An 11522-nucleotide genomic window follows, 5' to 3' on the forward strand; every position below is an offset into this window, starting at 1 on the left:
CCAGGCGCGGATCAGGGCGGCCTGCCGACGAACTCGCCCCAGCCGTACTCGAAGATCCGCTGTGCCGTGGCGTTCGCGTACACGAAGAGCGGGTCGGCCGCGCCGTCGTGCGCCAGCAGGCCGAACGGCGCCTCGTCGTGGAGCCAGCGAGCGCATGCCGCTCCAGCGGCATCACCGACCTGCGAGTCTCGGGGCGGTCGGGGGGTCGGATGTCGGGTGGACGGGTCGTCGGCGCAGAAGTAACGTTCCCGACGTTCCGGGCCCTGACCTTCGGGGCCTGGGCCGCGACCATGCGGGAGGGGAACTGCCGTGGCGGACCTTCGGGAGGACAAGGCACAGATCGCCGAGGTGCTGATCCGGTACGCGACAGGTATCGACCAGCGGGACTGGGCCCTGTTCCGCACGTGCTGGACCGCGGACGTCGAGGCAGACTACGGCACTGTGCAGCACGCCGGCGTCGAGGCGATCACCGAGTACATGACCAGGGCACACGAGAACATGGGCCCGACCCACCACCGCCTGTCGAACGTCGTCGTCGACGTCGAGGGGGACCGGGCGTCGGCACGTTCCTACGTCCACGCGGTCCTGATGCTCTCGCCGGACGACCCCGGCCGCTGGATCGACGTGATCGGCAACTACACCGACGAGCTCGTCCGGACTCCGGCGGGCTGGCGGATCAGCCGCCGCACCACGCGGATCGCGCGCCTGCTGACATCCGGCGAGACACCTGTCAGCTGATCGTCGTCACACGCACGCCACCCGGTCGCTGCGTCGACCCGCGATCTCTTCCCCCGCCACCTCGGTGGTGCACTGCACAAAGATGAGCAGCACCATTTCCGGCGTTCTGGATCCTCCTACCACGAGCTGGACGCTCTGGCTGTTGCCCGTGTAGGTGATTTTCGTCCTGCCGTCGGAGCCGGCTTCCTGGAAGAACTTGTAACCGGCGCTGGGCAAGGTCTGGCGATAATAGTCGACGGCCGCGACCGGACTGATGCCGTCAAGGGTGAGCGTCGCGTCCGTGGGCTTGTTCTTGGAGACGGTGAACGTCACTCCGGGCGGAAACGGAAAATGTTCCGGGACGATGGAATTCGCCAGTGGGCCCGCGCCGGCGACCGGAGTCGGTGCGGGTGCGGGTGCGGGTGCGAGGGCGGGTGCCGGGACGGCGAGGTCGGCTGTTGCCGCCGGGGTCGGGAGCAGAGTCGCCGAGCCGCCCGCCAGAGCTGTGGTCAGGTCGGTTACCCAGCCGGCCAACGGAGTGGGGGGCTGGCCGGCTGACCCGGCCGCAGCCTGCGCGCTCGGCGCCTGGGAGGTGACGGTCGAACCGCTACCGCCACACGCGGTGGCCAGCAGCATCAGGCCCACCCCGAAGCCCACGGTGAGTGACCGTGACCTTGTTTTCTCGACTCTCACGGATTACCCCCCGAAACCCGGCTGTCTGATCGATGTGCGGGCTGTCTCCTGCCGGCAGAGAAGTCAGTCCTTCGTTTCGAGGTAACTGCACGGGAAAATGCTCCGGACGACGTCCGGAATTCTAAAGGATGATCCCATGATCGCGAATTTCCGTCATCGCGGCGCCGGGGTGGCGAGCCCGTTCGGCCGGCCACCGCGGTCCTTGAGGAGGTGATGCCCGCCCGATGCCCGCCGGGGTCAGGCGAACAAGGAGTCGGGCCCAGTGGTCGCTGGCTGTAGAAGTCGCATGATCATCTCGACGGTGCGGTCCAGCGGGCGGCGCCGGGCGGTGACCGTGGACAGCAGCGTGCGGGTCAGGATGGCGCCGAGGAGCATGTCGAAGACGTCGTCCGGGTCCACGGCGGGGTCGATGCTCCCGGGCGGCGCGGCGTGCAGGATGTCCTGGAACTGCGGTCGCGCCGACACACGCAGGTAGAACTCCGGTGGGCGCTGCCGGCTCGCGGTCTGGTGGTGCGCGAGCAGCCCCGCCGCGGCCGCGCGCGCCGCGGGCGCGTCGAAGGCGGCGACGTAGGCGCGGACGAAGCGGCGGAGGTCGCCGCGGAGGTCCCCCGTCGGCTGGACGCTGAGCGGACTGAGGCCGGGGAACGTGGCCTCCTCGATCAGCTCGATCCGCGACCCCCAGCGGCGGTAGATGGCGGAGGCGTGGACACCGGAGTGCCCGGCGACGGCGTGGATCGTCGTCGCTTCGAAGCCACGCTCCACGAGCAGCTCGCGCGTCGCGGCAAGGGCCCGTTCGTCGATGCTCGTGTCGCGGGGGCGCCCCGGGCGGCGGGGAGGCTCGGCCATGCCGGCGATCGTACGTACGGGCGGCGACTCCGGCCCAGACCGACCCCGTCGGATTTCAGGACAAGATCTTCTATAATATTTCAGGACAGAGTCTTCTGTAACTCGCCCGCCGTCGCTACAGTCCGGTGCCGGGAGATGCGCTGGTGGCGACGGAGAGAGAAGCTGATGCGAGCTGCTGTGCTGCGGGGTGGGACGGTCGGGACACGCGTCATCGATGAGCCGGTGCCGGGGCCGGGGCAGCTTCTCGTCCGGTCACTGGCGTGCGGGATCTGCGCGTCGGACATCCACTTCATGGATCACCTGGAAGCCGGTGTGGAGGACGACAGCGGGATGTCGACCTACGACCGGGACGCCGACATCGTCATGGGCCACGAGTACTGCGCCGAGGTCGTCGACTACGGCCCGGGTACCGAGCGTCGCATCCCCGTCGGTACCCGGGTGAGCTCCCTGCCGGTGCTGTCCACCGCCGCCGGGCGCAGGATCATCGGGCAGAACCCGGAGTCACCCGGCGGGTTCGGCGAGTACTTCCTGCTGGACGAGTCCCTCACCCGCGTCGCGGTCTCGGAGCTCCCGAGCGAGATCGTGTGCATCGCCGACGCGATCTCGGTCGGCTGGTCGGCTGCCTCGCGTGCCCAGGTGACGGCGCAGGAGGTGCCGCTGGTCATCGGCTGCGGTGCGATCGCGCTGTCGGCCATCGCGCAGCTGCGGCGCCTCGGGGTCGGCCCGATCGTGGCGGTCGACTTCGTCGCCTCGCGGCGGGAGACCGCGCTGGCGATGGGAGCCGACGTGGTCATCGACCCCGCCGAGCTCTCGCCCTACCAGGCCTGGCGCGACGTGGCCTACGGCCCTCCCGAGTCGATGAGGGAGATGCTGGCGGCTGCCGGCCTGCCAGGCTGCGTCGTCTTCGAATGCGTCGGTGTCCCAGGCGTCCTCGACTCGATCATCAGGGGATGTGAGCGTGGTACCCGGATCTTCTCCATGGGCGGCCCGCCGGAGGGTGAGCACCTGCACACCCTGACCGCCAAACGGAAGGGCCTGAACATCCAGTTCGGCGGCGGCCCGTTGATGCACCACTGGGACGAGGCCTTCGAAGCGGTCTGTTCTGGCAGCCTCGACGTCGCGCCGATGCTCGGCCGGACCGTCGGGCTCGACGGCGTGGCCGACGCTCTCAGGGCGTCGCGTGACGCCAACGGTCCGGTCCGCATCGTCGTCATCCCCTGAGACGAGGTCCGTGGATGAGCGAGATGAGCGAGATGGACGAGCTTCGCGCCGTGGTCGAAGGACTGGCGGCAAGGATCCACGCCCTCGAGGACCAGATCGAGATCATGCAGCTCGTCGCCCAGTACGGGCCCGCTGTCGACAGCGGGTCGGCGCAGGCAACGGCGGCGCTCTGGACCGAGGACGGCACCTTCGACGCCGTCCCCACCCTGCGGATGCGGGGGCGGAGCGACATCGCCGACATGGTCAACGGCGGCCACCAGAGCCTGATCCGCAACGGCTGCGGCCATGTCCTGACGGTGCCGCACATCGTTGTCGACGGTGACGAGGCGACCGGCCGCAGCTATGCGCTCAACATCCGCTGGGACGCCGACGCCGACCGGTTCTGGGTGGCCCGGGTCTCCGCGAACACGTGGCGCTGGGTGCGTACCGCGCGGGGCTGGCGCATCCGCGAGCGGATCAACGCCAACCTCGACGGCACCCCCGAACACCGCGAGATGCTCGCCCCACCCCCACCCCCGGCCTGAGCTGTGACCGGTCCGGTGGACGTGGTGCGCCCTCAGGAGGACCAGTGAAGATCGGATTTGTCGGGGCGGGTCGGATGGGCCGTCCGATGGTCGACCGCCTGCGGGCGGCGGGCCATGACGTGACCGTCCTCGCGCGTCGTCCCCAGTCGCGGACGGCAGCGGAAGGCGATGGGCTGACCTGGGCCGGGACGGTGTCGGCGACGGTCCGTGACGCCGACGCGGTCTTCGTCGCCGTGCTGCGTGACGATCAGGTCCGCTCGGTGTGCCTGGGCCCGGACGGCGCTGTCGCGGCCATGAGGCCGGGAGCGACGCTCGTCCAGCACACGACGTCCGACCCGCGGACCGGACAGCTGCTCGCCGAGGCGGGAGCCGGCCGCGGCGTCGGTGTGCTCGACGCCGCGCTCTCCGGCGGCCCGCACGATGTCGCCGCGGGCCGGCTGACGCTGTGGGTGGGCGGGGACGAGGCCCTGCTGGACCGGATGCGCCCGGTGCTCGGCACGTACGCGTCGCCTGTGATGCTCGTCGGGGGGCCGGGAGACGGCCAACGGGTGAAGCTCGTGAACAACGCGCTGTTCGTGGCGCAGGTGGGGCTCGCGATCGACGCGGTACGTCTCGCGGGCTCGCTCGGGATCGAGGAGACGGCGATCCTGGCGGCACTGCAGCACGGCAGCGGCGCCAGCCGGGGCCTCGGCGTCGTCGCGGGCGGTGGCTCGGTCGATGCCGTCGCCGGCCGGATCGGCGACCTGATGCACAAGGACATCACCGTGGTGCGTGAGGTGGCCCGCAGCGCCGGCGCGGACCTCGGGATCATCGGCACCGTCCTGTCGTCGGACGCCGTGGAGAACAGGGTGCTCCGCCGGGCGAGCGCGCCGGACCTGACGCACTGACCACCCCCAGAACGACCCCCACTGGTTCGCTGCCCCGCCGGCACGCGATGCGACGCGGTGATCAGGCGGACGCCGGCGGGACGCCGAGGGCTACCACGAGGAGAACAGAGTGACAGCCATGACAGGCACGTACGGTCCCTGGGGGATTGTGGCCGGCGGGTCCGACGGAGTCGGGGCCGCGTTCGCCCACGAGATGGCCGCCAGGGGGCTGAACGTCGTGCTCGTGGCACGGCGGGTTCCCGTGCTGGAGGCGTTCGCCGAGGAGATCCGTGCGAAACACGGCGTCGAGGTCCGCGCGGTCGCACTCGATCTCAGCGCTCCGGGCGCGCTGGCGGACCTGGCGAGCGTGACCTCCGACCTCGAGGTCGGGCTTTTTGTCTACAACGCCGGCGGTGACGACCTCAGCACGCCGTTCCTCGACAAGGACCTCGCCACGCATCTGAATCTGGTGCATCGCAACTGCGACAGCGTGCTCGAGGCGGCCTACCGGTTCGGCGGGCCGATGGTGGCCCGCGGGCGGGGCGGCGTGGTGCTCGTGACCTCGGGCGCGGCCTGGGCCGGCGGCGCCACCCTCGCCACCTACGGAGCGACCAAGGCGTTTGATCTCATCCTGGCCGAGGCGCTGTGGGCGGAGTGGCACACGAGCGGGGTCGACGTCCTGAGCCTCGTGCTGGGCAAGACCGACACGCCGTCGATGCGGCGGGTGTTCGATGCCAGGAACGAGCCGTACGGCGAGGTCGCCGACCCGGCCGATGTCGCCCGCGAGGCACTGGACCATCTCGCCGACGGCCCGACCTGGATCTTCGGCAGCCCCGACCCGACCGGCGCCTCGCCGCTCGGTGCGCTGTCCCGCCGCGACGCCGTGCTTGTGATGAGCCGAGCTCGCTGAGCCGCTCCGGGCCTGCCGCCGGGGCCGCCGGCCGCCGGCGAGCGGCCGGCTGCCCCGCCCGGCTGCCCCGCCCGGCTGCCGGCTGCTGCTGCGTCAGGCTGGGACGGTGCCGCAGGCCTCCATCGTGGCGCCCCGGAAGCCGGTGAGGAACGACGCGCGTCGTTGCTCCGCGGAGCCGTGGGTCCACGACTCCGGGTCGACCCCGGCTCCGGCGCTGGCCTGGATGCGGTCGTCGCCCACCGCCTCGGCCGCACCGAGCGCCTCGTCGAGATCGGCCGCCATGATCGTCACGTTCCCGCCGCGGTTCGCCAGCGTGCTCCACACCCCGGCATAGCAGTCCGCCTGCAGCTCCAGCTGCACCGAGAGCTCGTTCTCCCGCGACGGATCCGCCTGCTGAGCCTGGCGCAGCCGCTCCTCGGTGCCGGTGATCGTCTGCAGATGGTGCCCGACCTCGTGCGCGACGATGTACGCCTGCGCGTAGCGGCCCTGCGCGCCGTACCGCTCCTGGAGCTCGCTCAGGAAACCGAGGTCGATGAAGACGCGCTGATCCGGGGGGCAGTAGAACGGCCCGACCTCGGCGGACGCGGTTCCGCAGCCGGTGGAGACGGCATCGTCGAAGTAGACGAGGGTGGGTGGGGCATACGTCTGCCCGGTTCGCTGGAACTCGGCCGTCCAGACCTCGTTGACCTCGTTGAAGACCTTGAGGACGAGGCAGTCGTTGTACTGGTCGACCGCGCCGGGCGCGGCGCAGCGGCTGGCGATCTCACCGGCCGGCAGGGCTCCCCGCCCCGTGCCGTCGCCGGTTCCGTTGTCGCCTCCGCCTCCGCCGCCACCGATGAGCGTGACGAGCAGGTAGACGACCACGCCGATGATCCCCGCCCCGCCGCCGCCGATCGCGAGCCCCCGGCCGGCGCCCGATCCGCCGCGCCGGTCCTCCAGCTGGGACGTGTCGACCGGCGAGTCGTCGAACCGCATCGTCTGGGCCTGCCTCTCCGAGGAGCACGCTGCACCGGACAGAACGCTGCGCCGGACAGAACGCTGTACTGGACAGAACGACCGCTGCCCGCCCCCCGCGCTTCATACGCGGAGGGCGGGCAGCACTATCTGGGCCGGTGCCTGGTCTGTCAGTAGCGGGTGCTCGCCGTCGAGCGGTTCCGCGGACGGCGACGGAGCCGGCGCAGACCCCGCGCCGCCGACCGATCGGCCGCGTTCACGTCACGTCGGGCCTCGTTACGGAGCCTCCGTAGCAACTTCATTGTTTCCTCCTCGAGCTTCGCCGTGCCTGCGTGGGTGTCCGGGTCTCGTCGTCCGGTCACCGGCCTGAACACGACATGCCCGACCTGCCGCCAGTAACACCCCTTGTCCATCCCTTGTCGCCTGTGCTGCTGGCATCGCCCCGCAGGCCGACCGTCAGGGGCGGGCCAGGCTGGGTGCGAGGGCGAGGAGCTCGGCGGCCAGCTGTTCGTCGCCCGCCACCTGAGCGGCCACGGTCGGCACCGTCGTGCGACCACCGACCAGCAGACAGAACGGAACGATGCCGAGGGTCACGGCGCCTGCCACGGTCGGAACTGCCGTCGGGCCCGGCGCCGTGGCCGGGTCGGCGGCGGGCAGCACTCCCGCGGCCCAGGAGGGTTCCACCGGGGCGTCGCCAGGCGGCCGCTCCGCCACGCCTGACGGGTCGAGTGACCAGGTGCCTCCGCCCGGCCCGGTCAACGTCACCGTCAGTGCCGCCGGCCCGGTCGGCGCGACGGCGGCCGCCCACGGCTCGGCCAGCAGGCGCAGCGCGAGATCCGCCATGGTGTGCAGCTCGTCCCGGCCCGGATCCGGCACGGTGAACCCCGTGGCCGCGGCGATGTCGCGGGTGTGGATCCACGTCTCGAAACCGCGGGCGGTCAGATGATCGGCCGGGATGCTCGGCCAGTCACCTGCTGTCACGGCCAGTGGCTCAGGGTCGCCGGCAGCATCAGCATCAGCGCCGACGCCGACGCCGACGCCGACGCCGACGCCGACGCCGACGCCGACGCCGGAGGCTGGCGACGTATCGGCCACAGCCGTGCACAGGAGCGTGGCGCGTTCGTACCAGCGGCGCCGGGTCTGCTCCGCCGGCCACTCCCGGGCGGCGGCCAGAACGACCTCGGTACGCGTGACGGGGTCCTCGTCCGGCCGTTCCAGATCATGCCCCGCGTCGCCGGCGCCGGCGACCCCGCCGAGCGCGGCCAGTAGCAGACCGTCGACGGCGTACAGGTGCAGGACAAGGTCGCGCACCGACCAGCCGGCGACGGCCGGGCGGGTCCAGTCCGCCGGGGTCAGCTCGACCAGCAACCGGTCCAGCGCGGCGACACGGCGCCCGTAGGCCGGGGTCTGCCACCCGTGCGCCCGGACGGGGCCGGCCTCCGACCGAACAGGCGTGCCTGGTGCGGCGGGCCGGGCGGCGAGCGCCGCGGCGAGGACAGCGTCCAACGACGCGGCCTCGACGGGCGGTGGTGCGTCGCGCGCCTCCCCGGTGGCGGACCGGGCGAGGGGTGGAACGGCCAGCGCGAGCTCTGCGGCGTCAGCGGAACATGCCACGCACCGGCCGAGGTGTGTCTCGACGGCATCCGCCTCGGCGGCTGTGCAGGCACCCAGGACGTACGCGCCGAGCAGCCCGGACATGCAGGCGCCCGGGCTGGGCACGATCGTCGGGTCGACCGTCACGGGGCGGCTCCCAGGCGGGTGAGGGTGAGCGCAAGAGCTGACAGAGCGGCTCGCATGCGCGATTTCGCCGTCCCCTCAGGGATGGCGAGCCGAGTGGCCACCTCACGGTAGGTCAACTCCGTGAAGTACGCCAATTCCACCACCTCCCGCAGCTTCGCGGGCAGCGCGGCGACGGCGGCGCGCACGGCGTCGGCGTCCTCGCGGGCGAGGAAGTCACGATCGGCCGCAGGCTCGTCCAGGTGCTCGGTGAGCTGCCGGGCGACCAGGTCGTTCGGGCGCCGGGCTGTCTCCCGGCGGACCCAGTCGACGGCGCGGCGGTGGGCGAGCACCGCGAGCCAGGTACGCAGCTCCCCGCGCTCCGGATCGAACCTGAGCGGATGCTGCCAGAAGGCGACCAGCACCTCCTGAAGGACGTCGCGGGCCGCGTCGGCGTCGCGGGTCACCCGGGTGGCGACGGCAAGCAGGTAGCGGGAGTACCGCTCGTGCACGACGGCAAGCGCGGTGGGATCACCGGCGACCAGGCGGCCGTGCAGCTCCGCGACCTCGTGCCGTGAGGGCGGCTGGCGGGCGGCGCCCGCGCCCGGCGCGGCGTCGGCGGCACCGGCACCGGCTGGTGGCAGCCGGCGTGCCACGGGTGCCGCACCGTCCTGTCCGTGCACGCTCGGTATTGTGCCATGGACGTTCCGCCCCGCCGGTCGGCGATCCTGCTCCGTTCCGCCCCCGCATGTTCCCCAGCCGCGGGGGCTCGGGCGGCGAGAAACGCCTGACCTGGCGCTGAGGCGGGAATCGGACTGTCAGCGGCGGCGCGGTAGCACGTCATACAGCCGACATCCGTCCTGATGCCGTAATACTCCGATCCGCGGTGCATCTGCGGTCAGCGGCCGGCCGGCCGGCCGGACCACGGTCCAGTGCCCTGGTGCGCCGAACGGTCAGGTGGAGATCGACCGTCGCCCGATGTGGGGGAGCGGTTGCGCATGAGCTACTCCATGTCGTTCGCTCCCGCCCCCGTCGGAAAGGACCACCTCATGACTGGCGACGCGCACGGTTCCCGCGCAGTCGGACGCCGCTCTCTGCTCACCAGCACCGCCGCGGGAATCGCTGCCGCGGCTGCCGCGACGTCGCTGGTGCCTCCGGCGGCGGCAGCCAGCGCGGCCCCCGGAACCTCCGCGGTCCCAGCGGCCGCTGCGCGGCCGGCGCCGGGCCGCCGTTTCGCGGGGAAGGTCGTCGTCGTCACCGGAGCGACGACCGGCATCGGCCGGGCGGCAGCGATGGCCTTCGCCAGAGAAGGTGCGAAGGTCGGTTTCTGCGGACGTCGGGAGAATCTCGGGCGGCAGGTCGAGCGCGAGATCCGGAACGCCGGCGGGGAGGCGACCTACGTCAGGGCGGACGTCCGGGTTCCGGCCGAGGTCGAGGCCTTCGTCGCCGGTGTGGTCAGAAAGTACGGAGCGCTGCATGTCGCGCTCAACAACGCGGGGATCCAGATCGTGAAGCCACTGCACGAGATGACGGTCGAGGAATGGGACGACACCGCCCACACCAATGCCCGCGGCGTGTTCCTCGCCATCAAGTACGAGGTGCCGCCGATGCGCGCGGCGGGTGGCGGCGTCATTCTGGTGACCGGGTCCGCGAACGAGTTCGCCAGCCGTCCCGGCCTCGGCGCGTATTCGGCCAGCAAGGGCAGCGTCACCGGTCTGGTCCGTACCGCCGCGCTCGACTACGGCGCCGACAACATCCGGGTCGCCGCGATCTCTCCGGGAACGACGGACACGCCGTTGCTCGACAGCCGACGTCCCCCGAACATCACCGACGAACAGTGGGTCGCGGGGAAGGCCCAGTACGGAGCGGACAACGTCGACGCCCTGCGGCGTATGGCGCGGCCCGAGGAGATCGCCGCCGCGGCGCTCGCCGTGGCCTCCCCGGAAATGAGCTTCGTGACCGGAACGTCGGTCGTGGTCGACGGCGGTATGCTCGCGGGCCTCTGACCATGAGGAGAAAGCGCCCTGACGGCCACGCCTGACGTGCGGGCGCTGCGAGCGGCGCTGCGCCCGACCTCGTCGCCGCGGTCGGGCGCAGGTCTGGCCCCCCGGCCAGCGGCTCGTGGGATCGTGCCGGCCGGCAGGACGACGGCGCCCGGGGCAGGCAGAATCAGCGCGCGACCGGCGCCTGGGATCCAGGCCGGCGTCTGTTCCCGCGTCCGCCGTGGCGCCGGTGAACGGGCGTCACAGTCCGGGAGGAGCGTCACCGTCCGGGAAGAGGAGAGGCCACGAACATGGAGATCGCTGTCATCGGCGGCACCGGGCTCATCGGCTCCCAGGTGGTCAGGATCCTGAAGGCGAGTGGGCACGAAGCCGTGCCGCTCTCGCCGTCAACCGGCGTCGACCTGCTTACCGGGCACGGCCTTCCCCAAGCCCTGAAAGGAGTCGACGTCGTCGTGAACCTGACGAACTCGCCGACGTTCGACGAGGCTTCGTCCGCGTTCTTCCGGACGACCATGGACACGATGCTGACGGCCGCCGAGGCCGGTGGTGCCGGCCACGCGGTCATCCTCTCGATCGTGGGAGTGGAAAAGGTGCCCGGCCTGGACTACTACCGCGCGAAGGCGCTGCAGGAGGACATTCTCCGGGCCGGCCCGATCCCGTACTCGATCGTCCGCGCGACACAGTTCTTCGAGTTTGTCGACGCGGTGCTCTCCTGGACCGCCGACGAGAACAGCGTTCGCCTGCCCGCCACGCCCGTCCAGCCCATCGCCGCCGCCGACGTCGCCCGGGCGGTGGCCGACGTCAGCGCGGGTGACCCGCTGCGGGGCACCCGTGACGTCGCCGGCCCCGAGGTCTTCACGCTCGACGAGCTCGGCCGGATCACCCTGGCGGCGCGCGGCGACCACCGCACGGTCGTCACCGACGACAGTGCCGGCATGTTCGCCGCCGTCCCCGGCGACGCCCTCATCGCCGGGGACGGCGCCGTCCTCGCCAGGACGTCGTACCGCGAGTGGCTCGCGGCCCCACGCAGCTGAACAGGGAGCGCGGCTGGACGGGCCATGCGGCTGGACGG

General features: G+C 71.9%; 12 protein-coding genes and 1 pseudogene. 7 read left to right on the forward strand and 6 right to left on the reverse strand.

Annotated features, from left to right (window positions below; translation table 11 throughout):
- Positions 1 to 17: 17 nt before the first annotated feature.
- A pseudogene (locus AB1460_RS07615) lies at positions 18 to 152 on the reverse strand (MEKHLA domain-containing protein); the annotation flags it as partial.
- 157 nt (positions 153 to 309) lie between these two features.
- Here AB1460_RS07615 and AB1460_RS07620 point away from each other — a divergent pair.
- Positions 310 to 738 (forward strand): nuclear transport factor 2 family protein, encoded by a 429-nt coding sequence (locus AB1460_RS07620; RefSeq protein WP_368959899.1) that lies wholly within the window; start codon positions 310 to 312, stop codon positions 736 to 738.
- A gap of 6 nt (positions 739 to 744) precedes the next feature.
- Here AB1460_RS07620 and AB1460_RS07625 read toward each other — a convergent pair whose 3' ends face one another.
- Positions 745 to 1410 carry a hypothetical protein gene (locus tag AB1460_RS07625; protein ID WP_368959900.1) on the reverse strand — a complete coding sequence of 222 codons (666 nt, stop codon included), beginning with the start codon at positions 1408 to 1410 and terminating at the stop codon, positions 745 to 747.
- A gap of 237 nt (positions 1411 to 1647) precedes the next feature.
- On the reverse strand, positions 1648 to 2256 hold the full coding sequence (locus AB1460_RS07630) for a TetR/AcrR family transcriptional regulator (RefSeq protein ID WP_368959901.1): 609 nt from the start codon (positions 2254 to 2256) through the stop codon (positions 1648 to 1650).
- 165 nt (positions 2257 to 2421) lie between these two features.
- Here AB1460_RS07630 and AB1460_RS07635 point away from each other — a divergent pair, with 165 nt between their 5' ends.
- From AB1460_RS07635 to AB1460_RS07650, 4 genes are all read left to right on the forward strand, one after another.
- Positions 2422 to 3477 carry a zinc-binding dehydrogenase gene (locus tag AB1460_RS07635; RefSeq protein WP_368959902.1) on the forward strand — a complete coding sequence of 352 codons (1056 nt, stop codon included), beginning with the start codon at positions 2422 to 2424 and terminating at the stop codon, positions 3475 to 3477.
- 23 nt (positions 3478 to 3500) lie between these two features.
- Positions 3501 to 4001, forward strand: coding sequence for a nuclear transport factor 2 family protein (locus tag AB1460_RS07640; protein WP_368959978.1), 501 nt, complete (start codon positions 3501 to 3503; stop codon positions 3999 to 4001).
- A 44-nt stretch (positions 4002 to 4045) separates the two neighbouring features.
- Positions 4046 to 4888, forward strand: a complete 843-nt coding sequence (locus AB1460_RS07645) for an NAD(P)-dependent oxidoreductase (RefSeq protein WP_368959903.1) — start codon at positions 4046 to 4048, stop codon at positions 4886 to 4888.
- A 118-nt stretch (positions 4889 to 5006) separates the two neighbouring features.
- On the forward strand, positions 5007 to 5777 hold the full coding sequence (locus AB1460_RS07650; protein WP_368959980.1) for an SDR family NAD(P)-dependent oxidoreductase: 771 nt from the start codon (positions 5007 to 5009) through the stop codon (positions 5775 to 5777).
- A 93-nt stretch (positions 5778 to 5870) separates the two neighbouring features.
- Here the strand turns inward: AB1460_RS07650 and AB1460_RS07655 are convergent, their stop codons facing one another.
- From AB1460_RS07655 to AB1460_RS07665, 3 genes are all read right to left on the reverse strand, one after another.
- Entirely contained in the window at positions 5871 to 6752 is an 882-nt protein-coding gene (locus AB1460_RS07655; RefSeq protein WP_368959904.1) for a neutral zinc metallopeptidase, read from the reverse strand.
- Positions 6753 to 7187: 435 nt separating this feature from the next.
- Positions 7188 to 8471, reverse strand: coding sequence for a zf-HC2 domain-containing protein (locus AB1460_RS07660; RefSeq protein WP_368959905.1), 1284 nt, complete (start codon positions 8469 to 8471; stop codon positions 7188 to 7190).
- Positions 8468 to 9130 carry an RNA polymerase sigma factor gene (locus tag AB1460_RS07665; protein ID WP_368959906.1) on the reverse strand — a complete coding sequence of 221 codons (663 nt, stop codon included), beginning with the start codon at positions 9128 to 9130 and terminating at the stop codon, positions 8468 to 8470. The genes AB1460_RS07660 and AB1460_RS07665 overlap by 4 nt, the downstream gene beginning before the upstream one ends.
- A gap of 366 nt (positions 9131 to 9496) precedes the next feature.
- Here AB1460_RS07665 and AB1460_RS07670 point away from each other — a divergent pair, with 366 nt between their 5' ends.
- Together AB1460_RS07670 and AB1460_RS07675 are read left to right on the forward strand one after the other, a co-directional pair.
- Positions 9497 to 10453, forward strand: coding sequence for an SDR family NAD(P)-dependent oxidoreductase (locus AB1460_RS07670; RefSeq protein ID WP_368959907.1), 957 nt, complete (start codon positions 9497 to 9499; stop codon positions 10451 to 10453).
- Positions 10454 to 10740: 287 nt separating this feature from the next.
- Positions 10741 to 11484, forward strand: coding sequence for an SDR family oxidoreductase (locus AB1460_RS07675; RefSeq protein ID WP_368959908.1), 744 nt, complete (start codon positions 10741 to 10743; stop codon positions 11482 to 11484).
- Positions 11485 to 11522: the final 38 nt, after the last annotated feature.

Origin of the sequence: Parafrankia sp. FMc2 (assembly GCF_041008525.1) — a bacterium.
In the GTDB taxonomy this organism is placed as follows: domain Bacteria; phylum Actinomycetota; class Actinomycetes; order Frankiales; family Frankiaceae; genus Parafrankia.